This is a genomic window from Marinimicrobium hydrolyticum (genome assembly GCF_030848505.1).
Lineage (GTDB): Bacteria > Pseudomonadota > Gammaproteobacteria > Pseudomonadales > Cellvibrionaceae > JAVDDU01.
Map to the genome: position 1 here is coordinate 100,742 of NZ_JAVDDU010000009.1, position 24,684 is coordinate 125,425.

At 57.2% G+C, this 24,684-nt stretch carries 20 protein-coding genes; 12 read left to right on the top strand and 8 right to left on the bottom strand.

Features of this window, described 5'->3' with window-relative positions; translation table 11 throughout:
- Positions 1–44: 44 nt before the first annotated feature.
- The gene (gene tpx, locus RBH33_RS14660) at positions 45–542 is read left to right on the top strand and encodes a thiol peroxidase (RefSeq protein WP_306732964.1); all 498 of its coding nucleotides are present in this window, start codon (positions 45–47) and stop codon (positions 540–542) included.
- Between the two features lie 13 nt (positions 543–555).
- On the opposite strand, the gene RBH33_RS14665 is transcribed toward tpx, so the two are convergent.
- Complete coding sequence (locus RBH33_RS14665) at positions 556–1,476, bottom strand: LysR family transcriptional regulator (protein WP_306732965.1); 921 nt, start codon at positions 1,474–1,476, stop codon at positions 556–558.
- A 138-nt stretch (positions 1,477–1,614) separates the two neighbouring features.
- On the opposite strand from RBH33_RS14665, the gene metE reads away from it, so the two are divergent.
- The gene (metE, locus tag RBH33_RS14670) at positions 1,615–4,011 is read left to right on the top strand and encodes a 5-methyltetrahydropteroyltriglutamate--homocysteine S-methyltransferase (RefSeq protein ID WP_306732966.1); all 2,397 of its coding nucleotides are present in this window, start codon (positions 1,615–1,617) and stop codon (positions 4,009–4,011) included.
- A 2-nt stretch (positions 4,012–4,013) separates the two neighbouring features.
- Here the strand turns inward: metE and RBH33_RS14675 are convergent, their stop codons facing one another.
- Entirely contained in the window at positions 4,014–4,412 is a 399-nt protein-coding gene (locus RBH33_RS14675) for a hypothetical protein (RefSeq protein WP_306732967.1), read from the bottom strand.
- Positions 4,413–4,741: 329 nt separating this feature from the next.
- Between RBH33_RS14675 and RBH33_RS14680 the strand changes: the two genes are divergently transcribed.
- Together RBH33_RS14680 and RBH33_RS14685 are read left to right on the top strand one after the other, a co-directional pair.
- Positions 4,742–6,751, top strand: coding sequence for an FG-GAP repeat protein (locus RBH33_RS14680; protein WP_306732968.1), 2,010 nt, complete (start codon positions 4,742–4,744; stop codon positions 6,749–6,751).
- A 165-nt stretch (positions 6,752–6,916) separates the two neighbouring features.
- Positions 6,917–7,765, top strand: coding sequence for a 6-pyruvoyl trahydropterin synthase family protein (locus RBH33_RS14685; RefSeq protein WP_306732969.1), 849 nt, complete (start codon positions 6,917–6,919; stop codon positions 7,763–7,765).
- A gap of 6 nt (positions 7,766–7,771) precedes the next feature.
- Here the strand turns inward: RBH33_RS14685 and lpxL are convergent, their stop codons facing one another.
- From lpxL to fabV, 3 genes are all read right to left on the bottom strand, one after another.
- Complete coding sequence (gene lpxL / locus RBH33_RS14690; protein ID WP_306732970.1) at positions 7,772–8,689, bottom strand: LpxL/LpxP family Kdo(2)-lipid IV(A) lauroyl/palmitoleoyl acyltransferase; 918 nt, start codon at positions 8,687–8,689, stop codon at positions 7,772–7,774.
- Between the two features lie 92 nt (positions 8,690–8,781).
- Positions 8,782–9,672 carry an acetyltransferase gene (locus RBH33_RS14695; protein ID WP_306732971.1) on the bottom strand — a complete coding sequence of 297 codons (891 nt, stop codon included), beginning with the start codon at positions 9,670–9,672 and terminating at the stop codon, positions 8,782–8,784.
- Positions 9,673–9,696: 24 nt separating this feature from the next.
- On the bottom strand, positions 9,697–10,881 hold the full coding sequence (gene fabV, locus RBH33_RS14700; protein ID WP_306732972.1) for an enoyl-ACP reductase FabV: 1,185 nt from the start codon (positions 10,879–10,881) through the stop codon (positions 9,697–9,699).
- A 142-nt stretch (positions 10,882–11,023) separates the two neighbouring features.
- On the opposite strand from fabV, the gene RBH33_RS14705 reads away from it, so the two are divergent.
- The 6 genes from RBH33_RS14705 (at position 11,024) to RBH33_RS14730 (ending at position 20,227) form a co-directional block, all read left to right on the top strand.
- On the top strand, positions 11,024–11,431 hold the full coding sequence (locus RBH33_RS14705; protein ID WP_306732973.1) for an MAPEG family protein: 408 nt from the start codon (positions 11,024–11,026) through the stop codon (positions 11,429–11,431).
- A 156-nt stretch (positions 11,432–11,587) separates the two neighbouring features.
- Positions 11,588–14,644 (top strand): D-2-hydroxyglutarate dehydrogenase YdiJ, encoded by a 3,057-nt coding sequence (gene ydiJ, locus RBH33_RS14710; RefSeq protein WP_306732974.1) that lies wholly within the window; start codon positions 11,588–11,590, stop codon positions 14,642–14,644.
- Between the two features lie 134 nt (positions 14,645–14,778).
- Positions 14,779–15,882: a phosphoribosylaminoimidazolesuccinocarboxamide synthase gene (locus tag RBH33_RS14715; protein ID WP_306732975.1), complete on the top strand. Its 1,104-nt coding sequence runs from the start codon at positions 14,779–14,781 to the stop codon at positions 15,880–15,882.
- Positions 15,883–15,887: 5 nt separating this feature from the next.
- A complete protein-coding gene (locus RBH33_RS14720; protein ID WP_306732976.1) occupies positions 15,888–18,668 on the top strand; it encodes a DUF349 domain-containing protein in 2,781 nt (926 codons plus the stop codon).
- A 111-nt stretch (positions 18,669–18,779) separates the two neighbouring features.
- The gene (locus tag RBH33_RS14725; protein ID WP_306732977.1) at positions 18,780–19,352 is read left to right on the top strand and encodes an outer membrane beta-barrel protein; all 573 of its coding nucleotides are present in this window, start codon (positions 18,780–18,782) and stop codon (positions 19,350–19,352) included.
- Between the two features lie 290 nt (positions 19,353–19,642).
- Entirely contained in the window at positions 19,643–20,227 is a 585-nt protein-coding gene (locus RBH33_RS14730; protein ID WP_306732978.1) for an outer membrane beta-barrel protein, read from the top strand.
- A gap of 7 nt (positions 20,228–20,234) precedes the next feature.
- On the opposite strand, the gene RBH33_RS14735 is transcribed toward RBH33_RS14730, so the two are convergent.
- Both RBH33_RS14735 and RBH33_RS14740 read right to left on the bottom strand, forming a co-directional pair.
- Positions 20,235–21,893, bottom strand: coding sequence for a GMC family oxidoreductase (locus RBH33_RS14735; RefSeq protein WP_306732979.1), 1,659 nt, complete (start codon positions 21,891–21,893; stop codon positions 20,235–20,237).
- Between the two features lie 18 nt (positions 21,894–21,911).
- Positions 21,912–22,490, bottom strand: a complete 579-nt coding sequence (locus RBH33_RS14740; protein ID WP_306732980.1) for a gluconate 2-dehydrogenase subunit 3 family protein — start codon at positions 22,488–22,490, stop codon at positions 21,912–21,914.
- Between the two features lie 204 nt (positions 22,491–22,694).
- Here RBH33_RS14740 and RBH33_RS14745 point away from each other — a divergent pair, with 204 nt between their 5' ends.
- Positions 22,695–23,081, top strand: a complete 387-nt coding sequence (locus RBH33_RS14745; protein ID WP_306732981.1) for a DUF6152 family protein — start codon at positions 22,695–22,697, stop codon at positions 23,079–23,081.
- A gap of 5 nt (positions 23,082–23,086) precedes the next feature.
- Positions 23,087–23,557 carry a DUF6644 family protein gene (locus RBH33_RS14750; RefSeq protein ID WP_306732982.1) on the top strand — a complete coding sequence of 157 codons (471 nt, stop codon included), beginning with the start codon at positions 23,087–23,089 and terminating at the stop codon, positions 23,555–23,557.
- 220 nt (positions 23,558–23,777) lie between these two features.
- Here RBH33_RS14750 and RBH33_RS14755 read toward each other — a convergent pair whose 3' ends face one another.
- The gene (locus RBH33_RS14755) at positions 23,778–24,671 is read right to left on the bottom strand and encodes a diguanylate cyclase (RefSeq protein WP_306732983.1); all 894 of its coding nucleotides are present in this window, start codon (positions 24,669–24,671) and stop codon (positions 23,778–23,780) included.
- Positions 24,672–24,684 lie beyond the last annotated feature (13 nt).

The following is a 24,684-nucleotide window of genomic DNA, read 5'->3' on the forward strand; positions in this document are numbered from 1 at the left end:
AACACTCGAAAGCAACCTGCTTACATCACCCCCAGGAGCGCAACATGGCAACAGTGACATTGAAAGGAAATCCGTTCCAGACCAGTGGCGAACTTCCCTCCGTCGGCAGTCAAGCGCCGGATTTCACGCTCGTTATCTCCGATTTGTCCGAAGTAACTCTGAGTGACTTCAAGGGTAAACGCATTGTGTTGAATATCTTCCCCAGCGTTGACACCCCCACCTGCGCACAATCCGTGCGCGAGTTTAACGCCGAGGCCAGCAAGCTGGAAAGCACCGCCGTTATTTGCGTCTCTCAGGATCTTCCGTTTGCCCTCGCCCGCTTTTGTGGCGCTGAAGGCTTGGATCAGGTCGTTACCGCCTCGGCGTTTCGCTCCACCTTCCCGGAAGACTATGGGGTACGCATGGTCGACGGACCACTGACTGGCCTGGATGCCCGCGCCGTAGTGATTATCGACGAGCAGGGCAAGGTGCTTTACAACCAACTGGTCTCGGAAATTTCCGAAGAACCCAATTACGACACAGCGCTGAAAGCTCTGACCTAAGCGCGGAATGTGCTCACTTCTGAACTGGCCTGACACCGGGCAATTTGTTCAGGCAGTGAGCACGCACCAAAGCCAAAAAATCCTGCACAAAGGGCAGCCCGGACTGCTCTTCCCGCACGGCGGCGTATAGGCGTGGCCAAACGCCGTCCGGGCCGGCGGGACGCACGCAAATTAACGCTTGATCCACATACTCCGCCAACACCCAGTTTGGCAGAGCGCACACCCCTCGCCCACTGGCCACCAGTTGCACCATCATAAGTGTCAGTTCCGACTGTCGCACGGCGGCAGGGCTGATTCCCGCCGGATCCAAAAAATACTGGAAAATATCCAAGCGCTCCCGCTCCACGGGATAGGTAATGATGGTTTGATCGCGCAAATCCTCCGGCCTTAAATAGGCGCGACTCGCCAAAGGGTGATCCTTTGCCAAAGCAATTTGCATTTCATAACTAAACGACGGCTCGTACTCGATACCCTTCAGAGGTTGAGGGTCTGAGGTAACCACCAGATCCACCTCCCCCTGCACCAGAGCCGGTAGTGGTTCAAACATAAAGCCGCCGGAAAAATCCAACTCCACCGCCGGCCATTGGTTGCGAAACTCATTGACCGTGGGCATCAGCCAGTTAAAACAACTGTGGCACTCAATGGCCATGTACAGTCGGCCGGCTTCACCGTGAAACAGCTTGCGCAGATCCCGCTCGGCGGTATCAATCTGCTTGAGTACTTCCTCCGCCAGACGCAAAAGCCGCTTGCCCGCCTCGCTGAATCGCAGTGGCCGACTTTTGCGCACAAACAGCTCGCCCCCCAAACGCGCCTCCAGCTCTTTCAACTGATGGGACAGTGCCGACTGGGTAACACAGACCCGGTCGGCGGCCTCCACCAAACTGCCGGTGTCCCGCAGGGCGATCAGGGTCCGCAAATGTCGAATTTCCAGCATGGTGGCACCCCCAAGAAAAACATTAATCTAATTCATGATAATCCTGAACACAATCAGTTTGATTCATGTTACCACCAAAGCCACACTGTCCTCACCTTTTGAACTAGTGCAAACGTGATTACGAAGACAGGAGATCTTATGCACCCCATCACCACACACTGCCTCGGCTTTCCCCGCATAGGGGCGGACCGAGAGCTGAAAAAAGCTCTGGAGGCCTACTGGCAAGGCGACATTGACGAAATCGCCCTACAAAACACTGGCCGGGAGTTGCGCCACCGGCACTGGCGTTTACAAAAGCAGGCCGGGCTGGACTGGGTCGCCACCGGCGATTTTGCCTGGTACGACCAAGTACTCACGCTGTCCGCCACACTCGGGAATGTGCCCTTGAGGCATCGCCGGGAGGAGGAACAGGCAACAGCGCAAGAGCCGTACACGGACGTGGACCTGGACACGCTGTTTCGCATGGCCCGTGGCCGCGCTCCCACAGGCAACGCCACCAGCGCCAGCGAAATGACCAAATGGTTCGATACCAACTACCACTACCTGGTGCCGGAATTTCATCCGGACCAGAACTTTACTCTTAGCTACCAACAGATTATCGAGGAAACACGGGAAGCTGTGGCCCTGGGCTACGCCGCCAAGCCAGTCATTCTGGGGCCACTGAGTTACCTCTGGTTGGGCAAAGAAACGGGCGCTGAGTTTGACCGTCTGACGCTGTTGGACAATCTGCTCCCCGCATACCAGGAACTGCTCCAGTCGCTGGCGGATGCCGGCGCGTCCTGGGTGCAAATTGATGAACCGATTCTGGTCCTGGACTTACCGGTACAGTGGCAACAGGCTTTTGAGGGAGCCTATCACCGCCTGCAGAACCGCCAGCTGAACCTCTTGCTGGCCACCTATTTCGATGGCTTGGAGGACAACCTGTCCACAGCGCTGACACTGCCCGTGGCGGGGATACACATTGATTTGGTGCGAGCGCCGGAGCAATTGGCACCGGTGCTGGACCGGTTACCCGCTCATAAGGTGTTGTCGCTGGGTGTCGTGGACGGCCGCAACATCTGGCGGCATGATCTGCGCCGCTCCCTTACGCAACTGGCCGAGGCTCGCGAACGGCTGGGTAACCGGCTCTGGCTGGCGCCGTCGTGCTCACTGCTGCACGTACCCGTGGACCTGGCTCGGGAAGAAACCCTGAACCCGGAATTAAAAAGCCTACTGGCATTTGCCACTCAAAAGCTTACGGAGGTGTTCAGTTTGGCCCGGCTGCTGGAAGGCCGAGCCGGCGCCGGCGCCAAAACGGCGCTCGCCAGGAGCGATCAGGCTTTAAAGACCCGCCGCCAATCAGCCCGAATTCACAAGCCAGAGGTGCAAGCACGGTTGGCGGCCGTCACGCCCGCTGACGCCCAGCGACACAGCCCCTTTGAAGCTCGAATCGAACAACAGCAAACGGCGCTGAACTTGCCCCTGTTTCCTACCACTACGATTGGGTCCTTTCCCCAAACGGCGGACATTCGCCGGGTCCGGCGGGATTACAAAGCCGGCCAATGTACCCTGGAAGAATACCAACAGCGCATGCGTGCGGAGATCGCCCATGCCATCGCGCAGCAAGAAGCGTTGGGGTTGGATGTATTGGTGCACGGGGAGCCCGAACGCAATGACATGGTGGAGTATTTCGGCGAGCAGTTGGACGGCTACGCCTTCACGCGTTTTGGCTGGGTACAGAGCTACGGCTCCCGCTGCGTGAAACCGCCCATTATCTACGGGGACGTGACACGACCGGCCGCCATGACGCTGGACTGGTGGCGTTATGCTCAATCCCTAACCCAGCTGCCGGTTAAAGGCATGCTAACCGGCCCAATCACTATGCTGTGTTGGTCTTTCGTGCGCGACGATCAACCTCGGGAAATCACCGCCCGGCAGTTGGCGTTGGCATTGCGGGAGGAAGTGGTGGATTTGGAACGCGCCGGTGCGCGCGTCATCCAAATTGACGAGCCAGCCCTGCGCGAGGGCTTGCCCCTGCGTCGGAGGGCGCGCAGCCACTACCTGAATTGGGCCGTGGAGGCCTTCCGCTTGTGTGCCAGCGGGGTACGGGACGACACCCAAATCCACACCCACATGTGTTATTCGGAGTTCAACGACATTATTGAAGCGATAGCCGCGTTGGATGCGGACGTTATTACCATTGAGACGTCCCGCTCCCACGGAGAGCTGTTGCGAGCCTTTGAGGATTTTCACTACCCCAACGACATTGGGCCGGGCGTCTACGACATCCACTCCCCCAATATTCCGGAGATCACCGCCATGGTGGAAGTGCTGAGTAGAGCCGCGCGGGATTTGCCAGTGGAACGGCTGTGGGTCAATCCCGACTGCGGATTGAAAACCCGGAATTGGCCGGAAACGGAGGCCGCCTTGAGCCGCATGGTGGCAGCGGCCCGGAAGATGCGGCGACTATATGAAACGCGGGACGGAGCGCGGGCGTTGGGTGGGGATGAACTACTGGCACGACAGCCAGCATCGCTCCCCCGGGTAGGCGCCTAGTACTAACGGTGCCGAGCGTGAGACTCCATGGATTGGACGTGGGTCTCCCCCTCAAGCAGAGACAGCAGCGCCGCTTGGGTTCCGGCGCTGTTCACCCGCTCGCTGCGCGGGGCGAGCGGCGAGCGGCCCACCCAGTTGAAACGCCACCGCCAGAACTCCGGCGCCTCATCAGGTCCGCGCACCTCGATCAAATCCAGGCGTTCGGGCACCAGTGGGAGAGCTCTCAACAACTGAAAAATAAACTGGTCGGCATTCTTACCAAAGAAGCTGGAAGCTTGCTGTTGCGGAGCGCGCACAAACAAGGTATCGCGTTTAACCGCAGGCTGGTATTTGATGCCCAATGCCACTGGCTGACCCAGGCGATTGGTCAAATTAAGTTGTTCAAAAGTGTCGAGGGGCATAACCCGCATTCCCACAGTATTAGTCAGAAGGTCGATCGGCCGCGCAGTCTACCCCGCCGGGCGAGAACTACAAGAGTCGAATGTGCCAAAATCCAGATTTTCTCCCCAATCCCATACAGTTTTGCCTGAGGTGCGCGATTCAGTGTAGACCAATGCCGGGAGTGCACAGGTTTTTCTTACTCCTTTGCTGAGCTAGGGAATTTTAGAGGCCAATGGCGTGTCCAACCTCCTCTCTACTCCAACCCCGCGCGGGCCAAGATTATTTGACACAGCGCCCGCAGACCAACAGAATCGCGGGCTACAACGACTAACCTCAGGTGTAACGCTGCATGATCACCCATAACAACAAAGGCTGGCCGATCAAACATGCCTGTCTTACCTCCCTTTTTTCCGCTATTTTACTGTTGAGCGCCTGTGGCGGCGGGCAGAGTGATGCCGAAACACCACCGCCCGAGGACAGTTCTTCACCCCCTCCCAGTGAAAGTTGGCAGCCAATTGAAACGAATGCCGAGTGGCCAGACGTAAATGTCTATTCGCTTGAGCCCAAGGTCCTACAGTTTTCCTGGACACCCGTGGACGGCGCCACCCACTACCGATTGTTGAAAGATCCAGACGGCAGCAGCGGCTTCACCCAAGTCGGTGACGACCTCACTGAACCGAGCGCGCAAGACGCTATCAGCGTACACCGGCACGATTGGGCCAACGCCCGTTATATCGTTGAGGCGTGTGACGCCGACGACGACTGCCAGGAGTCTTCTACCACTTACACCAGCGACGTCATGCTGCATAGCATCGGTTACTTCAAGGCCTCCAACGCCAGCCGCGACGACTGGTTTGGCTGGAGCCTGGCCCTGTCTGGCGACGGACAGACCATGGCGGTAGGCGCTCCCCGCGAAGCCAGCAATGCTCAGGGCATTAATGGCGACCAAGACGACGACTCCGTTTTCGGCGCCGGCGCCGTGTACGTGTTCACCTTGGAGGATGGCCAGTGGGCCCAGGAGGCTTACGTGAAAGCCTCCAATACCGACCGGCGCAATGACCGTTTCGGCTTCAGCGTCTCATTGTCCGATGACGGTAATGTGATGGCGGTAGGCGCCATTCGGGAAGACAGCAACGCCAGCGGTATCAATGGCAATCAGGACAACAACCGCGGCACCGATTCAGGCGCCGTGTACACCTTTGCCCGCGCTGACGGCGACTGGACTCAAACGGCTTACATCAAGCCCTCAAACACCGCCGCCGCCCCGGGCGAAGATGATGATGAAGAAGAAAACGGTAGCGAGACTGAAGCCGAAGACACTACGGTGCCGGCCAACGTCGGCTTCCGCTTTGGTCACAGCGTGAAGCTGTCCGGCGACGGCCTGACCCTGGCCGTGGGCGCCATCGGCGAAACCAGCGCCGCACGCGGCATTGGCGGCAACCAGAGCAATCGGGAAGCGCCCGCCTCGGGAGCGGTCTACGTTTTTACCCAAGGGGGTGAGAACAACTGGTCCCAACAAGCGTACGTTAAAGCCTCCAATACCGATCGTCTCGATTTGTTTGGCTGGAGCCTGGCACTCTCGGAGAACGGTAACACCCTGGCGGTAGGCGCAATTGATGAAGCCAGCCTTGCCACTGGCATCGGCGGTGATCAGGCCAACAACCGCGCGCCTGGTACCGGTGCAGTCTATGTGTTCACTCGCAGCGATGGCACTTGGAGCCAGCAGGCGTACGTCAAACCCGGACACACCTATTCCGGCTTCCCGACCTCCGTGCGCAAGCACTTTGGTCGCAGCATTTCCCTCTCTGCCGACGGTCGGACCCTGGCCGTAGGCGCACCGGGAGATTTGAGCCTGGCCACGGGTGCCAATGCCGACCCGGAAGACTACGATCGACGCCGCATTGAGACTTTGGCCTTGAACAGCGGTGCCGCTTACATATTTAGACGCAGCAACAGCCGCTGGAGTCAAACGGCCTACCTCAAAGCCTCCAACAGCAGTACAGGCATACAATTTGGGCGCAGCCTGGCACTGTCAGGCGATGGCCAGGAGTTGCTGGTTGGCGCCTGGAGAGAAAATGGCAACGCAACAGGAATCAACGGTGACGAAACCGACCAGGAGCGTAACAATTCCGGATCGGCCTATTTGTTTAGCCTCAACGATGGCAGCTGGCAGCAAGACGCCTACATTAAGGCACCCAATACCGGTTTGGCCGACAACTTTGGTATCTCGGTGGGCATTTCCACCACTGGTGATACGCTTGCCATCGGCGCCCATCGGGAAAAAAGTAATGCCACGGGTATCAACGGCAACCGGAACAACCGCAGCGCGAACTATTCTGGCGCCGTTTATCTGTACTAATGACCTGTAGAAGTACGATTGTCCGGGGCACCACGCCCCGGACTCCCCCGCAACTGCTCCTCTCGTCTTCGCCATCTGATTTTCCGCATATCCAAGCTTTAGTTACGGCTGAATGCCAGTGCTGATACTGGTATCATGAGTGCTTTGCTCACAAACGAGGCCGGTATGTTACTGTTCGTCGATAACCTGACCAACGTGGATTTCAGCTTCCTGGAAGAGCGCCGTGGCCTTTTGGGGGAAACCTGGCTCGCCAACGTGCAGCTGCAGGGCGACCTGGACGATCAAGGTATGGTGTGTGACTTTGGCATCGTCAAAAAGCGCCTGCGCGAATGGTTGGATAAGGAGTTGGATCATCGCTTGCTCGTCCCCAGCCGCTCTCACAATCTTACCCTTACCGAAAAAGGCGACAATGTAGAGTTGCGCTGGCGCTTCGGCATTAATGAAGAGTTTGTGCACTGCGTGGCGCCACGTGAGGCATTGGCGCTGGTGGATGCCGAAGAGCTCACTCGCGAGAGTGTGGCGCGCTGGTGTGAGCAACAATTAAAAGACCTGTTTCCGGAAATTGACGGTTTACAGGTGAGCTTCAACCCAGAGTTCATCGATACCGCGTTTTACCACTACAGCCACGGCTTGAAAAAACACGCGGGCAACTGCCAGCGCATCGCGCACGGGCACCGTTCACGCATCGCTATTTGGGCGGACGATCTGCCCTCGGAATCACTTGAGAATGAGTGGGCCAATCGCTGGCGGGACGTTTACCTGGGTACCCGGCAGGATATGAAAGAAGAGTTTCAAAGCGGCGGTCACGACTATTACCGCTTTGCCTACACGTCCGAGCAGGGGTATTTTGAGCTTAGCCTACCTCAGCGGTGCTGCGAACTGATTGATACCGACACCACGGTGGAATGCCTCGCCCAACACATTGCCAAGCAGCTGAGCGATGAGTATCCCCACAGCAAAATTCGCGTTAAGGCGTTCGAAGGCTATAACAAAGGCGCCGTTGCCGAAGCCTAGAAGAGCTCAGTAAATGGGCTCTTCCCCTGGCGGGCGGGTTTTAAAGCGGGGCTGCGCCCAAAAGTATTGTTCCGGACAGCGCGACACTTCCTGCTCCATGAAAGCGTTTACGCGCCGGGCATCTTCGTACTCATCCCCGGTGGGATAATTTTCAAACGGTGGGTGCACCACCAACTCATAACCGCGACCACCCGGCAAGCGCCACTGAGTGTAGGGAATCACCTGGGCGCGTCCCATCTGAGCCAGTTTGCCGGTGGCGGATAAGGTCGCCGCCTTGACGCCAAAAAACGGCACGAAAACACTGTTCTTGGGGCCCAGATCCCGGTCCGGGGCGTACCAAATAATCCGCCCCTGGCGCAACCGACTAATCAGGGTGCGCACACTGTCGCGGGGGATTGTCACGCCACCGGGCGCATAGGCGCGCCGCCGCATTTTTTGCAGGTAGTCGTAAACCGGATTACTGTGCGGGCGGTACATTCCATCGTAATTTATATACTCACCCAGCATGGCACAGCCAATATCCAGCGTCGTGAAGTGCATACTCAACAACAGCACCCCCTGCCCTTCTCGCCGAGTCTCGTCCAAATATTCCAGCCCTTTGACAGTGTACAGGCGCCGCAAGCGCCACTTGGGCCAGAACCAGGCAATCCCAGTTTCGAACAGCGCCATGGCTGTGGAGGCCATGTTCTCCTTTAGAAGTTTGTCTCGCTCGGCGTCGGTCAACTCCGGAAAGCACAGCTCCAAATTGCGCTGAGCTTGGTGTAAACGCTTTTTATTCAGTTTCAACAGCGGCGCCAGGATTCGCGCCAGCCACCACTGTAAACGGTAAGGCAACTGCGCGAGCAAATACCAAAGACCCGCCAACAGCCAGGCGGGCCAATGGCGCGGAGCAAGCAAATGACGGGGGACGCGGGAGTCAGACATAAATCAGAGAGTCAGCCTTGTAGCAGCGCAAAATGGATCGGCATTATAGCAGGCGCTAAGCGCATGGGTTCGGGGGTATGCAGAGCGCGCCATTATGACTCACGCCCCTGTTCACGCTCGCGCATGGAATCGAGCCAGGCATCTTTTTCCCGCCAAATATCATTGACCCAACTCTGAAAGTGCATGCGAAATTCCCTGTCGTGCTGATAATCGCCCAATAGATCTTCAGTCAAGGTACGCTGAACCACGCGTAACTGCACGCGCCGCACCCGACCGCAAGAGTAGTCCCAAAAGCTGGGCACGCCGTCGGGATAATTAATGGTTACGTCGACCATTTTCCGCAGGCGCCCTTCCATGGCCGACAAACTAAAAGCCATGCCGCCCGCGTGGGGACGTAACAGGTGCCGATACACCTCTCCTTGCGCTTTATGCTTCGCTGGTCGAAAACGGGTCCCCTCCGGAAAGGTCACCACGGTGACCGGATTGTAGCGGTAGACCTGGCAGGCTCGGCGGGTTTGCTCCATATCCTGCTCGCGCAGACCGGGATTGCGCTTGAGCTGCGTGCGGCTGTGGCGACGCATCATGGGGAAGTCCAGCACCCACAGGGCGAGCCCGAACAAGGGGACCCACAACAATTGCTTTTTGAAGAAAAACTTTACGTAGGGAATACGACCGTTGAACAGCCGGATCAAAATCAGAATATCGACCCAAGACTGGTGATTGCAGATCAGCAGGTACCACTGCTCCCGACTCAGGGATGACAGGTCACCCTCAATCTGAAGTTCGGTACCGGTAATCTGACGCTGGTGGAAATTACTGAAGTCAATCCAGGCACTGGCAAGTGCGTCCGCGCGCCGGCCGATGGCCGCCCGCCAGGGCGGCACCAGAAACTTAAGCAGCGCCAGAGGCAACAGCAGTGTAAAGGTCACCACTGTCGCCACCGAATAGAGCACAAGGCTCAAGGCACCTTTTAAGGGACCCATACCCATTCCCCGTCAAAGTCCATTTTAGAACTCGGTCTTCACCAGGGGGCTGATGTCCGCGTCGTAATCGACACCCTCTACCCCAAATCCAAACAGCTTCAAAAAGTCCTCGTGATGCCCTTTATAGTCCGTGATTTGGAACAGGTTTTCCTCGGTCACCTGAGCCCAAATCTCTTCCACTTCCGCCTGTACACTGGGCTCAAGCTCGAAATTATCCACGCGCGCCCGACCGTCGGCATCCAAACGGGGGTTGGCGCTGTACAAGCACTCCACGAACAAGCGCTGAATCTGTTCAATACAGCCCTCATGGGTTCCGCGCTCTTTCATTACCTTAAACAGGATGGACAAATACAGCGGCATTACCGGGATGGCAGAGCTGGCCTGAGTCACCACCGCCTTGAGCACCGAGACCATTGCCCGGCCGTTGACGCCGGCCAGTTTCTCGTTCAACGCTTTCGCGGCGCGGTCCAGATCTTCCTTCGCCTTACCAATCGTAGCCTTGCCGTAGATGGGCCAGGTGAGCTTGTCGCCCAGGTAGGTGTACGCGGTGGTCTGGCAGCCCTCGGCCAGCAGATCGGCCTCGGCCAAAGCCTCAATCCACAACTCCCAATCTTCACCGCCCATGACTTTAACGGTGTTGGCAATCTCTTCCTCGGTGGCCGGCTCAATGCTCACTTCATTGATTTTCAGCGTATCGGTGTTCAGCCCTTTGGTGGTGTAGTGCTTGCCAATGGGCTTCAGTACCGAGCTGTACACTTCGCCGGTTTTAGGATCGGTGCGGCGCGGTGCGGCTAGGCTGTATACGATCAGGTCCACCTTGCCCATGTGGGCCTTTAAGGTATCGATCACCTGCTGCTTGCACTCGTTAGAGAAGGCATCGCCGTTAATGCTGTGAGCGAACAGGCCCTCCGCTTGAGCGGCTTCCTGAAAGGCGACGGTGTTGTAGTAGCCAGCGGAGGCGGTTTTGCGCTCGGTGGGCGGCTTTTCGAAGCACACACCCAACGTAGCGGCACCAGAGCCGAAGGCCGCCGTGATTCGGCTGGAGAGGCCATAGCCAGTGGAGCAACCCAGAACCAGCACATTTTTGGGGCCCTTGGCGAGCGCGCCCTGCTGCTTGGTGTACTCAATCTGCTCGCGCACATTGGCCGCGCACCCTTCGGGATGGGAGTTGGTACAGATAAACCCACGTACTTTTGGCTTGATAATCATGTAAAGTCCTATTCCAGATCTTGTGACGGCGAACACAATGGCTCCGCCGGCCTCGGCTCCGCCCCGTCCGCTACCGCGACCGGGCTTAAAGGGGCTGTATTCTAACAGCAGTTCCACTTCTGAGCTAAAAGGAGATTAATCCATGCTTTACCCCATGCTTAGCCTTATGGCGCTAACCTTTTTGGTGTCAGTCTATTTACTGACCCTGCGGGTGCTGGCCGTGCGCCGCCGAGAGGTGTCGATTGGCTATTTTCGGGTTTATGCGGGCGCCGAGCCCCCAGCGCGTATGGCCGCCGCATCGCGCCACTACAGCAACTTGTTTGAAGTGCCCCTGATCTTCTATATCGCCTGCATCACGGCTCTGGTGCTGGGCGCGCAGTCCGGCACCCTATTGGGGCTCGCCTGGGCTTACGTTCTCACTCGGCTAGCACACAGCGTTATTCACCTGAGCTACAACAACGTAATGCACCGGCTCGCAGCCTTTTTACTCAGCAATCTACTGCTATTGGCTATCTGGGTTATTTTAGCCCGTCACTACGCCGCGGGCTAAACACCGCTAGCCGCGTGGCCCACTGTTAACGCAGTAGCGGCCACGCTCGACTGGCGGGAGACCGCCGGCGCCGAGAGAGTTTTTCAATACTCTGCTAGAGGTGAGGGCGACAAACCCGTAAAATGGCCCCTCCACTCATCGAGTTGTCGGCAGTTCATGATTCCCAGCATTCGTCACACATCCCCCGTTCAAGCTCAGTACTTGGCTTTTATCGACGCCCTGCGTCAATCCGGCTTTGCGGGCGACCTCAACCCGGACTACGCCAACCGAACAGTGCTGGCCACGGATAACTCCATCTATCAGGTGCTGCCCCAGGGGGTTATTTATCCCCGTACAGTGGAGGATCTGATCCTGATCGCCCAACTGGGCCATCGGCAGGAGTATCGCGACATAGTGCTCAGCCCCCGCGGCGGCGGCACCGGCACCAACGGTCAGTCGCTCACTGACGGTCTGGTGGTGGACACCTCCCGGCACATGAATGAGATCCTGGAAATCAATGTGGAAGAGCGCTGGGCGCGGGTCCAGTGTGGCGTGGTGAAAGATCAGCTCAATGCCGCTCTTAAACCGCACGGGTTGTTTTTCGCGCCGGATCTTTCTACCAGCAACCGCGCCACTATTGGCGGCATGATCAACACTGACGCCTCGGGCCAGGGCTCCTGCCGGTACGGCAAAACCCGCGATCATGTGCTGGAATTGCGCACCATCTTACTGGACGGCAGCGACTGGACCTCACAGCCGGTCACAGACGTGGAGTTGGCGGACATCAGCCAGCGCGAAGACCGGGTGGGCGCCGTGCACCGACTACTGGATCAGGTGCAGCGTGATCACGCCGACCAGATCGCCGCCACCTTCCCAAAACTCAACCGCTGCTTGACCGGCTATGACCTGGCGCATCTGCGGACCGCTGAAGGGTTGTTCGATCTCAACAGCGTCCTGTGCGGCGCCGAAGGTACCCTGGGTTTTGTGGCTGAAGCCAAACTCAACCTCCTGCCCATTCCCAAAGTGTCCGCACTGGTGAACGTCAACTACCGGGACTTCAACGCGGCGCTGCGGGACGCCACCCGCCTGATGAAAGCCGACCCCACGTCCATCGAAACCGTGGATTCCAAGGTGCTCAATCTGGCGATGGGCGATATCGTCTGGCACAGCGTAGCGGAGTTTTTCCCGCAGCCGGAAAACGGTGAAAAAATCCAAGGCATAAACCTCGTGGAGTACACCGCGGACAGTGAAGAAGAGCTGATCGCCGAGGTACAAAAACTCACGCAACGCCTGGATGACGAAGGTTCAGACAGTGGCCGTATGGGCTATAGCCTCGCGTGGGGCACTGACGCAGTGAACAAAATCTGGGCCATGCGCAAAAAGGCGGTTGGCCTGTTGGGGAATATTCAAGGCGAGGCGCGTCCGATTCCTTTTGTGGAGGACACCGCCGTACCGCCAGAGCATTTGGCCGACTTTATCGCCGAGTTTCGTGAGATTCTGGATCAGCGCAACATGACCTACGGCATGTTCGGCCACGCCGACGCCGGTGTGTTGCACGTGCGCCCCGCTATCGATATGAAAGACCCCAAACAGGAACCGCTGATTCGGGAAATTACCGATCAGGTGGTGGCCCTGACCCAGAAGTATCACGGGCTGCTGTGGGGCGAACACGGCAAAGGTGTGCGCGCGGAATACGCACCGAAATTTTTTGGCGAACTGTATCCGCAGTTGCAGCGCATCAAGGCGGCGTTTGATCCGCACAACCAACTCAACCCGGGCAAAATCGCCACCCCTGCCGCCGACCTGGAGCTGTTGAAAATCGATGGCGTCACCACGCGTGGCCAGGAGGATCGGAAAATTCCGGTGCAAGTGTGGGAAGCCTACAGCGAGGGCATGCACTGCAACGGCAATGGCCTGTGCTACAACTGGAATCCCAACGACGCCATGTGCCCCTCATGGAAAGGCACCCGGCAGCGCGTCCACTCCCCCAAAGGCCGCGCCTCTTTGATGCGCGAATGGCTCAAGCAGTTGAGTGAACGCCAGGTGAATGTAGTTGAGGAAACGCAAACCTTGCGCACCAAAGGCTTTCTCTCCAGCCTGCCCACGCGCATCAAAAACACCTGGCAGAAAAAGCGCGGCGAGTACGACTTCTCCCACGAAGTGCACGAGTCCATGATGGGCTGCTTGGCCTGCAAGTCCTGCACTGGTCAGTGCCCCATTAAAGTGGACGTACCGGAGTTTCGCAGTAAATTTTTGGAGTTGTACTACGGCCGCTACTTGCGCCCGCTCAAAGACTATTTTATCGGTGGGCTGGAGTTCGTGATGCCCGCTTTAGCCAGAGTACCCTGGCTATACAACGGTCCCATGAAACTGCGCCCCGTGCAGAAGCTGTTGGCCAAAGTGGCAGGCATGGTGGACAGCCCTCTGCTAACCGGCATCTCCCTTGATGCCGCTTTGATGGAGCGTGGCATTCGCTACGCCAACCCCGCCAATATCGACGCGCTCAGCGCCGAGGAAAAAGCGCGTGCGGTTATTCTGGTGCAAGATGCTTTCACCAGCTACTTTGAAACCCGAGTGTTGCTGGACAGCCTCACCCTGCTGCAGAAACTGGGCTTCACACCCATGCTGGCGCCCTACAAGCCCAACGGCAAACCCCTGCATGTGCACGGCTTTCTCAAAGCCTTTGCCCGCACCGCGGCCAAGAATACCCTCATGCTCGAAAAGCTCGCGCAATCAGGTATACCCCTGGTGGGGCTGGAGCCGTCCATGACCCTGGCCTATCGCGCCGAGTACAAAAAAGTGCTGGGTGCCGAGGCGCCCCATGTGCTTCTGCTGCAAGAATGGCTGGCCACCCAGGCCGAGTTTCTGCGCGATCATGCCGAAGCTTTTGAAGCTGGCACCTTTTCCCTGCTTGCCCACTGCACGGAAAAAACCAACGCCGCCGGCTCCATCAAAGACTGGCAAACCGTATTCGCTGAGTTGGGTCTGAACCTGGAAGTGATCGCCACCGGCTGCTGCGGCATGGCCGGCACTTACGGGCATGAAACGGTCAATGTGGAGACGTCGAAGCGCATTTACAGCCAGTCCTGGACGCAGGTGGTTAATGATCCGAAGTTACAGGGGCGCCTGACGGCCAGCGGTTACTCCTGTCGCAGCCAAACCCAGCGCATTGACCAGGTAAAACTGCCGCACCCGTTTCAGGTGCTTTTGGGGCAATTACGTGAGTCCTCCTAAGGGTTGCTAGCGAGTGCTGGCAGCCGCCTTGGTATCTGGTATGATTTCGACCTTACAAACCCCAAGCTCCAGCGCGCTGGAGCCTTCCGGATTTATCTTATCCTTCAGTCTCTAACACCCACCGGACACTGACTATGAGTCTTGCGGACAAAGTATTGGCGGCCAACAACGATCTTCCCATCCGGACCCGCGAACCGGTGCACAGTGGCAAGGTCCGCTCCGTGTACTGGTTGACCCCGGAAGACAGCGCGCGCCTGATCAAAGAACGGCACTACCCAGTGGCCGCCGATGCACCCCTGGCGATCATGGTGATCAGCGACCGCATTTCCGCTTTTGATTGCATCTGGCGCGGTGAAGGCGGCCTGAACGGTGTGCCCGGCAAAGGCGCCGCTCTGAACGCCATTTCCCACCACTGGTTCAGTTTGTTCCGCCAGCACGGGCTGGCGGACAGCCACATTCTGGATGTGCCGCACCCGCTGGTTTGGATTGTGCAAAAAGCCCGGCCCATCAAAATTGAAGCCATTTGCCGGCAATACATCACCGGCTCCATGTGGCGCGCCTACAGCAAAGGCGAGCGCGAGTTCTGCGGCATCACCCTACCCGATGGTTTGGAAAAAGATCAGCGCCTGCCGGAGTTGTTAATCACACCTTCCACCAAAGGCATTTTGAAAGGCATCCCCGGCGTACCTGAAGCCGACGATGTGAACATCAGCCGCGCTGATATTGAAGCGAATTACCAAGCGTTCAATTTCTCCCGGCCGGAGGACATCAATCACTACGAAACCCTGCTGAAAGAAGGCTTCAACGCCATCAGTCAGGAGCTGACCAAGCTGGATCAAATATTTGTCGATACCAAATTTGAATTTGGCTACGTGACCGATGCCCAAGGCCAGGAAAAACTTATTTATCTGGACGAAGTGGGCACGCCCGACTCTTCCCGTATTTGGGACGGCCCCGCACACCGGCAAGGCAAAATCATCGAACAATCCAAAGAGGCCTTCCGGCAGCTTTTGTTAAACCACTTTCCGGACCCGGACATATTGTTAAACAAAGACCGCATGCCCGAGCGTGAAGCACTGGCCCGCGACAACCTACTGCCCAGAGACGCCTTGCTGGCCGTCTCGGAAACCTATGTGGGCATGGCGGAAAAAATACTCGGCACCAAGCTTGTGTTGCCGGAAAACCCCAAAGACGAAATCATCCAGCGGTTACGGGATGACTACGGTTTAGTTGATTAATGGCCATGAAATTTCTTAAAGGTTTACGCAAATCCAAAAGTCAGCCACCGAGCTTGGAATCCCAGCTCGAAACACTGGTGGATAAACCCGAGGCCGAACTGCAGGCCCTGGCCCAAAGCGATGCTCAGGAAGCGCTGCGCGAAGCGGCGATCGCACGGTTAAATTATTGCCCGGCACTGTTGGAACTGGCTCAAAACTCCAGCAGCGGTCGACTGCAACAAGCCGCGCGCAAACGGCTGGGCGAGTTACTGGAATCCGAACAGGTGTCTCTGCAGCAATTGCGTCAGGACCTGCCGGACCCGCAACTGTGGCTCACCATCGGCAGCTACTCCGTTCGCACCAGCCAGCAATTGCTGGCGCAAATCAGCGAGCCGGCGGAATTTTTACACCTGGCCATTCACGGCGCCACGATTACTATTCGCCAAGCGGCTGCGGAAAAACTACACACCCGGCCCGAGCTGGAGCAGTTGTGCCAAGCCGCCCAGGGACGGGACAAAACCGTTTACCGGCTGGCCAAAACGCAGCTGGATCAGTTTAAAGCCGAGGACGCACGCCAGGCGGAGCGGGAAGCCCAAGGCCGAGTGATCTGCGAAAAACTGCAGCAGCTGGCCCGAGTGCCCAGCGACCCGTTGTACGCTGCGAAACTCGAGAAGCTGGAACAAGACTGGCAAGCTCTGGCTCAAGAGTTACCGCCCGAACTGCACAACCAATACCGTGACGCCCTAAGTGAATGCCAGGCACCCCTGCGCGCCGCCGCTGAAGCTCACGCCGAACAACAAGCCCAAGAGGCCCTGCGGGAGGAGCGGAAAAAGACCGCACGCGCTGCCAAAAACCAGGCCAATACTCTACTGCGTTCACTGTATGACGCCGATCAGGAAGCGTTAAGCGGAGAAATTTTTCCAGCACAGATCCAAACCTTGCAACAGCAAGTTGAAACTCTGACTGAACTTCCAAAGCCGGAGCGGGAATCGCTTCAAGCCCTAATTGTCAGCGCTGAGCAACTGTTGGAGCTGATGCGTGAACACGGCACTTTAACGACACTCACCGAAGCACTAGCCAAGACAGAACCCGGCGCCGACGAGCACGAAAAAAAGACACTGCGGCGCGCGCTCCACGCTAGCCGAAGTTTAGAAGCGCCTTTGCCAGAGTCCGTACAAATGGCGAGTGGCGTGTTGGAGCAGCGCGAAGCCAGCGCCAAGGAAGCTGGCCGTGCCAAGCGCCAGCAGTTGCGCGAGCTGGAGCAACTGGCACGGCGCGGCTTGGCCGCTGCTAACGGTGGCCGAGTACGCCAAGCGCGCGGGATTCATCACGCCAGTTTGGAACAGCGCGCCACCGTGAGCGACTTGCCCAGCCACCTCAGCGCTCAATTGGAAAAACTGGATGAAGCCGTTGAACGGTTAAGTGACTGGCACGAATTCGCCGTCACACCCAAAAAACACGCACTCATTGAACAGATGCAGCAGCTCACCGAGAGCACCTTGGCGCCGGACGATCTGGCGCGCAAAATTCACGATTTGCAGGACGACTGGAAGCAACTCAGTAAAGGCGTACCCCACGCGGACGAAGAACTGTGGCAGCAATTTCAGGCGGCCTCAAAAAAAGCGTTTGCACCTTGCCGGGAATTTTTTGAAGCTCAGGCAAAGGAGCGTGAAGAAAACCAAGCGCATCGGGACCAGCTCATTGAACAGCTACAAACCTACTTAGACGGTTACGACTGGGACAATCCGATTTGGAAGGATGTGGAACGCACCTTTAAGCAAGCAAGAGAGGAGTGGCGCCGTTACTGGCCCGTACCCCGCCAAGCCGCCAAAGCCCAGGAAGCGCGTTTTGAACCGCTCATGGACCAACTGCACGGCAAGCTGACAGAAGCCTACGACCGCAACAAGTCCGCCAAGGAACAATTAGTGGCACAGGCACAACAGTTAGCCCAGCAAGATGACCTGAATGCGGCCATCGAAGGCGCCAAGCAGCTGCAATCACGGTGGAAGGACATTGGCAAATGCCGTCCCCGTGACGACACCCAGCTGTGGAAAACCTTTCGCCAGCACTGCGACGCCATTTTCGCCCGCCGCCAGGAAGAGCACGCCGCGGCGGATCAAGTGCGCCAAGAGCAGCTTGAGCAGGCTCAGTCCATTGTCACCCGCTTGGAATCACTGCTCGAACAGGACGCAGCCGAATTGCGCCGTGAGCGGGACACCATCCGCACGCTAAAAGCGGAATTCGACGGGCTCACCCAACTGCCCCGCGCCCAAGCGCCGAAGGTAAAAACCCAACTGCAAAAACTTCTAAGCTCCATCGACCAAAAACTGGATCAGGAGCGGGCTCAAGCTAAAGAGCGCCAATGGCAAAAATTGAATCAAGCCAACGCCGCCCTGCACCAGGCCGAAGTCGCCGTGTTACAAGGCAAAGATACCGCGCCTGCGCTGACCAAAGCACAAACCGCCCTGGAAGAAGTCGAGCAATGGCCGGGCAACAGCCGGGAGCTATTACACGAACGCTTGAACACGGCGCCACAGATAACCCCAGAGGTGCAAAAAAACAGCGTGCAAAGCCTGCAGGAATTGTGCATCCGCGCCGATATTTTCGCCGGAGTGGAGTCGCCCGCAGAAGAACGCCCGGCGCGCATGAACTATCAAATGCAGTTGCTACAGAAGGGACTGGGGCAAGCCACGCAGGACAACCCGGACGCCTTGCTGGTGGACTGGCTATCACTGCGCGGCCTGGACAATGAGCAATATGAAGCGGGTTTGAAAAGGCTTAAGCCAGTGCTTTTTGGAGGTCGTTAGACCTCCCGTTGCCTATAAGCTGAAAAACACCGTCAGCATTGTTCCCATGATAATATGCCTGCCAACCGGTCGTCGCGACGAGTGGACCGCCTTGGACAAATGGACCTAGTCATGAAAGAAATGTTGTTACTCTTCAGTGCCCTTTTCCCCTCATCGGACTACGAATTCCAACACTTTTCCGTCGAAGCGCTCTTACTTTATGACATTGAGAAGGGGTGGTTAAAGGGCACTCAAAGCCACCGAATTCCCCGTGGCTACCGGGCTGCCTACGCTTTTAACTCTTTCGTGGCAGTTGAACTATCCGACCTGCATTACGGCCGCTACCGAAAGACCACCGACGACGGTCATACGCGCAGAGTTTGGAACGAGAAAGCATCGGCCCTAACGGGGGGCATACGAGTGAGCCTGCCACTCAAAGCACGCTTTTCCTTGGTTGGCCGAGTCGGCGCTGCACGCAGGAAGGAAGAAGCTCAATGGAATTACCGGTACGTTGGTGAGGGCTGGCACTACGAAATGCCAGCTTCCTCTCAATCCAGGAAGTTTCGGACCCATGGGTATTATGGAGCGGGCCTACAACTGGATGTCGCGAGTCGGGGTTTTGTTGGAATCGAGTATACAGCGACCATTAATTCGAGTGATCTTGGCTCCAGCAAATCTGCGTTGTCCGTGGGGGTCAGGTTTTAGTCGTAAACTACAACCTAAACTTCCTGCGGCAACGGCGGCCCATGCTCTTTTAGAACCGCCATTAAAGTGCAACAAGAAGAGCAGCTTGAGCAGGCTCAGCCGCTTGGAGTCATCGCTCGAACAGGTCGCGTCCAAATTGCACCGCGAGCATGGTGCATCCAGCGCTCCTGATCAGGCCAGAGTGGAATAGTAGGTACCTAAAAATAAGATAATGACCAGTAAATTTTTCATGACAATATCCGCCACTTGATCATACAATACGGAGTCGCCACCACCCAAGGATTAAGGCATTGAAGAAACAAATCATCCTAGCCACTCTGCTGTCTCTACTGGTGGTTTCGGCCCATGCGGATCAGAACATTTCGGTGGAAGGGCTTTGGATCTTTAACGCAGAAAAGGGCCGCTTCGCCGATGCTTCGAATAAACGAACTCCCCTTGGCTTAAGAGCCACCTACACCTTTAATCCCACCGTAGCCGCTGAACTCGCTTTACAAGACTACGGCCGCTACCAATCGGTTAGAGAATACGGAACTACGCAAACCCTTCGGAACGAGAAGGCCTCGGCACTGATGGCGGGATTACGCTTGAGTTTGCCACTAAGCGAACGCTTGACTGTGGTAGGGCGTATCGGGGCGTCGCGCTGGGAACGGGAGGTCAAATGGACCCCTACGAACCTCGGCTATGGTGAAGCCCCAGACAGAGCAGTCCCCCGGAATATCAAGGAGTACAGCATCTACGGCTACCAAGGCATAGGCTTACGGGTGGATATCACCCAGCAGTGGTTTGCGGGCGTGGAGCATACGACAACCAAAACCTTCCATTCGCATAATCTAGGCTCCAGACTTTCCGCTGTGTCTGTGGGCTATAACTTTTAGTTGTAGCCTAGACCTCCCGAGGCAACGGCGGCCCATGTTCCTTCAAAATATGCTCTGACACCCAATAGCCCAGGGCCATAATGGTGAGCACCGGGTTAAAGGCGCCGTTGGTGACATGCAGGCTGCCATCGGCGATGTACAGGTTATCGATACCATGCACTTGGCCGTATTTATTGGTCACCGATGATTGGGGGTCATCCCCCATACGACAGGTGCCCGCCTGGTGCTGCGATGCACCGACACCCAACCCCGGCAGACTTTTCCAGATATCCACGGCACCGGCCGCCTCCAACCATTGCGCCGCTTTGTCGGCGATAAACTTGGCGGCTTCCATATCCTGATCCAACCGATAGCCGGACAATTTGACCACCGGGATTCCCCAGTGGTCGCGCACCTCATCACTCACTTGCACTCGCGATTCGAAATTGGGCATTTCCTGAATCGGGCCGCGTATGCTGGCCCGGCGGTGGAAGTTCCGGCGCTGAAATTCTTTGTGGTCCCTACCCCAACGGGCACTGCCCGGCGGGCGCACTTTGGTGAAGGCGTACGGGAGAGGGATAAAATCGTTGGCCAACATGGCGCCACCGACAATGCCCGGATTGTTGTGGGCAAAATCGCAGATGGCCACGCTGGCGCCCGGGCCCACATCATCGTAGATGTCCTCGGCAAACAAACCATCGGCGCCCGTATAGGCGTGATCCTGAAGGTTGCGCCCCACCCAATCGTACTTATTGCCGATGCCATTGGGATGATGGGTTGAGGCGGAGTTTAGCAACAGCCGGGGCGTTTCCGTTGCCGATGCGGCCAACACGACAATGTCGGCAGTTTGCTCGCGCAACTGATCGTGCTCGTCAAAGTAGGACACGCCGGTTACCCGACCCTTACTGTTGGTGAGAATTTTGGCCACCTTGCAGTTCACCCGAAGGTCGCAATTGCCTGTGGCCAGCGCAGTGGGAATCACCGTGTTGTGAGTCCCGTTCTTAGCGTTGACCCGGCAGGCAAAGCCGACGCAATTGCGCACATGAATGCACTGCCCTCGGCCTTGGTAAGGTTCGGAATTCCTTAACATGGGAATGGAAAAAGGATGGAAGCCGGCTTTGCGAGCCCCGGCCTCCAGAATCCGCGCTTCGCGGTTATGGCCAAAGGCCGGCATGGGGTGCGGCTTTTTTCGCGGCGGCGCGAACGGGTTTTTGGAGTCATCCCCGGAAACGCCAATCTCCCACTCGGCCTTTTCGTAATAGGGTTCCAGATCCTGGTAGCCGATCGGCCAATCCGCGAGGCTGGAGCCCTCCACTTCACCGTAGGTGGACTTCATGGTGAAGTCTTCTTGCATAAAACGCCAGGCCATGGCCCCGTAGGCCACCGTGCCGGAACCCACGCAGGCGGCAATGTTTCCGTAAGCCCACTCATTGGGGTACACGATGCGTTCAGTACCGTCGCGATCCACAGCCACGCGCCGGTAGCGCTGCATATCCGGGCCGAAAAACGGCTTGAGCGGAAAGCCGCGCTGCGAAGTCAATTCATCATCCCGGTGATCGGAATAGTTCACCCAATCACCGCGCTCAAACAGTACTACCGACAGACCCGCGGCACTCAGCTCCTTGGCCACCACACCGCCACCTGCACCCGCGCCTACGATCACAACATCTACGTGTTCATTTGCCATACACAAAAACTTCCAAAATCAGGAGGATCGCGGACGCATGGGCACTTGTTCTACAAACAGCCCAAGCATTTTGTAACTCGCGTAGTTTTTATTGCCACCGTGTTTCGGGCTGCCGTAATAACCCATCATGCAGTGATCCACCAGCACCGAGAAAAACAGCGAAGGGGCAAAATGGCCCCACAAACGCCGCTCCGGCCCGGAATCGTAGACTCCCGCTTCAATGTCCGTCAGGTAGAGGATCTGCTCCTGCTCACCCAACTCAGTGAAAATGACCTCGTGGCGGGATTTGCAGGCCTCGTTAAGGGCCGGCAGGCAGGCTTGGTACATCTCCAGCGAATCACTGAGATGTTTGCCCAGCTGTTGATCAATAAAGTGCGGCACCCGGGCGTCTTTGCCACCTGGATTACGGGAATCGGGCGGAATTATGCGGTCGGCCAGGATTTCCACCAGCTGGCCTTCACGGCGGGTCAGCGTCTGGTACGGGGAAATAAGGCCATTGGAGCAGCCCGACATCACGGCACTGCCGGAGACCATCACACCGCTCAGGGCGGCAGAAGATTTTAAAAAACCGCGTCGGGAAACTGATTTGCACTGCACTCGGATCACCACAGGCTGATTGCGAATCCGCGCCTTGGCGGATAGTCCACCCGACTATACGCAAGGGCTTAATGTGCCGCAATACTCGGCAGGGTGTGTTGCGAACTGTCCCTCGCCTTCGCATTGACTGGCCAGGGTGGCTCCCAAACGCCAACTCTGTATACTTTACCTTCCGAACCACCTTAATCAGCGAGGTAATGTCGCATGCGAACTCGAATCACTGCCGTTACCCTTGGAACCGCCCTGGCGAGCCTGCTGTTGTGGGCATCCAGCGCGGCGGGTCATCACGGCTGGGCCTGGACGGAAGAGGAACAGGTTGAAATGACCGGCACCATTACGGAAGTTTACATCGGCCCCCCGCACCCGCGCCTGATGATTGAAACGGAAGATGGCCCTTGGCAAGTGGATCTGGGCAATCCTCGCCAGACCCGCAATGCCGGCTTTGTGGAAGGCGAAGCGGAGGTTGGCGATGAGGTTCTGGTGCGCGGACATCGCTCGGCGGACAGTGACGAGCGCCTGATCAAGGCGGTGCGTGCCACTATTGATGGCAAGCAGTACACCTTCTACCCGAACCGGGTGCGCGAGGACTGATGCTGATGGCAGTGCTGCTGAGCCTGGGCGATACCGCCCTAGCGTCGGCGCTGCGCCAGTCAACCATCGCCTACCCACTGGTCAGCTCGGCGCACATCCTGGGCCTTGGCCTGCTGATTGGCGCCGTGGTCACCCTGGATTTGCGCCTGTTGGGCGCCATCCGACGGGGCACGCTGAGCGAACTGGCGCCATTGATGAGCCGTCTCGCAGCAGCCGGTCTGCTGCTGGCCCTGGTGACCGGCCCTCTGCTGTTCAGCGTGCAGCCCGCGCATTATCTGGATAACCGTGCATTCCTGCTCAAGGTGATATTCATCAGCCTGGGCTTATTGAACGTGTTGGTGGTTCACCAATTGCCGCACTGGAAAGCCGTGCTGGCTGGCCAGCCCGTCGCTCCCATCCTAAAACTGAACGCTTCTCTATCGCTAGCGCTGTGGCTGGCTGTGCTCTTGTCCGGGCGGTGGATCGCTTTTGTATAAACCTTTGCACTTCTACACCGCCAGCCGTATGGGAATGGTGGAGCACACGTATTGAAAGCCCGTCAGGGACGCTAAGGACGTCAGCCTGCAGATCATCAAAAAATCCGAGTTTGCATACTAAGTTTGTATCGCAGAACTGTCACAACCGCCGCCCCTCGGGCGGCGGTTGTGTTACTGATCAGCACTTCTTAGCCGAACCAGAGATGTTCTTTCCAGGGGATTAATGGCTCAACTCCGTCGGATCAAACCAGAGATCGCTCTGATCCACAGGGGTGGCTTCAGGCAAGGTGGGATTCTCGAGGCGAATAATGGTGCGGTTCTCTAAATTGGCTTTGTTAACCACATCCTGAACGGTGGAGTCATTGAAAAAGTATTCATTAAAGCTGCCGTCTTCCATGGCAATGCGAAACCCTTGTTCCAGGTTGCGTGCTAGCTCGGGGTTAGCTCGGCTGACAAAAAAGTAAAAGGGATTGGTGTAGACCAGCAGAAGATTCCTCTCAACCTCCAATTCGAGATCAGGCCGCTCTTGTATTTCTTGCCAGGGCTCGTGTGCGCCACGGGGAAACGCATCAAATCGGTCGCCGTCCAGCATAAAAAACAAGCCTTCATACTTGATCACCTTGACCACATTGAGACCATTGGCGGTGAGCACTTCGGTATCAGCCCAGAAGCGCCCCTGGCCAAGAGAAATCTCCTGCAAGTCTTCCAGGGTTTCGATGTGGTCGAAACGGTGTTGTGTGCCCCGCTTGATCATCAAAACGCGGTAGCCAAGCAGGCCGCGATACATGGGTACGCGAATGGGCTGGAGGCTGGTTTCCAGCTCTTCGGTGGTGGCATACCAGACAATGTCCAGCTCGCCATCGTTGAGCATCTGTATGATGCGCGTCTCTGTAGTATTACCTGTGGATTCGTCCCACTCGTACGTTTGAGGCACCTTGGAGAGCACCAGCTCGAGCAACCCCTTGGCATAGGCGTTGATGCCTTCGCGTCCATCGACCATCCGCAGAGGCGTCGCTTGGGCACTGACGGAAGCGAAAACCAACCCGGCGACCGAAAGGTATACGAGCCGACGGATGAGCCGCTGAGTGGAGGTGAAAAGCGTTGCCGAAAGCATTGATAGGCCCTTT

What these genes read in the sequence shown, in the direction of transcription:
- RBH33_RS14725 (WP_306732977.1), top strand. Translation starts at nt 18,780, where the DNA reads ATGAAAGAAATGTTGTTACTCTTCAGTGCCCTTTTCCCCTCATCGGAC.
- RBH33_RS14695 (WP_306732971.1), bottom strand. Translation starts at nt 9,672, where the DNA reads ATGGGTCCCTTAAAAGGTGCCTTGAGCCTTGTGCTCTATTCGGTGGCG.
- RBH33_RS14685 (WP_306732969.1), top strand. Translation starts at nt 6,917, where the DNA reads ATGTTACTGTTCGTCGATAACCTGACCAACGTGGATTTCAGCTTCCTG.
- RBH33_RS14715 (WP_306732975.1), top strand. Translation starts at nt 14,779, where the DNA reads ATGAGTCTTGCGGACAAAGTATTGGCGGCCAACAACGATCTTCCCATC.
- ydiJ (WP_306732974.1), top strand. Translation starts at nt 11,588, where the DNA reads ATGATTCCCAGCATTCGTCACACATCCCCCGTTCAAGCTCAGTACTTG.
- tpx (WP_306732964.1), top strand. Translation starts at nt 45, where the DNA reads ATGGCAACAGTGACATTGAAAGGAAATCCGTTCCAGACCAGTGGCGAA.
- RBH33_RS14680 (WP_306732968.1), top strand. Translation starts at nt 4,742, where the DNA reads ATGATCACCCATAACAACAAAGGCTGGCCGATCAAACATGCCTGTCTT.
- fabV (WP_306732972.1), bottom strand. Translation starts at nt 10,881, where the DNA reads ATGATTATCAAGCCAAAAGTACGTGGGTTTATCTGTACCAACTCCCAT.
- RBH33_RS14665 (WP_306732965.1), bottom strand. Translation starts at nt 1,476, where the DNA reads ATGCTGGAAATTCGACATTTGCGGACCCTGATCGCCCTGCGGGACACC.
- RBH33_RS14745 (WP_306732981.1), top strand. Translation starts at nt 22,695, where the DNA reads ATGCGAACTCGAATCACTGCCGTTACCCTTGGAACCGCCCTGGCGAGC.
- RBH33_RS14750 (WP_306732982.1), top strand. Translation starts at nt 23,087, where the DNA reads ATGGCAGTGCTGCTGAGCCTGGGCGATACCGCCCTAGCGTCGGCGCTG.
- RBH33_RS14735 (WP_306732979.1), bottom strand. Translation starts at nt 21,893, where the DNA reads ATGGCAAATGAACACGTAGATGTTGTGATCGTAGGCGCGGGTGCAGGT.
- metE (WP_306732966.1), top strand. Translation starts at nt 1,615, where the DNA reads ATGCACCCCATCACCACACACTGCCTCGGCTTTCCCCGCATAGGGGCG.
- lpxL (WP_306732970.1), bottom strand. Translation starts at nt 8,689, where the DNA reads ATGTCTGACTCCCGCGTCCCCCGTCATTTGCTTGCTCCGCGCCATTGG.
- RBH33_RS14755 (WP_306732983.1), bottom strand. Translation starts at nt 24,671, where the DNA reads ATGCTTTCGGCAACGCTTTTCACCTCCACTCAGCGGCTCATCCGTCGG.
- RBH33_RS14720 (WP_306732976.1), top strand. Translation starts at nt 15,888, where the DNA reads ATGAAATTTCTTAAAGGTTTACGCAAATCCAAAAGTCAGCCACCGAGC.
- RBH33_RS14675 (WP_306732967.1), bottom strand. Translation starts at nt 4,412, where the DNA reads ATGCCCCTCGACACTTTTGAACAACTTAATTTGACCAATCGCCTGGGT.
- RBH33_RS14705 (WP_306732973.1), top strand. Translation starts at nt 11,024, where the DNA reads ATGCTTTACCCCATGCTTAGCCTTATGGCGCTAACCTTTTTGGTGTCA.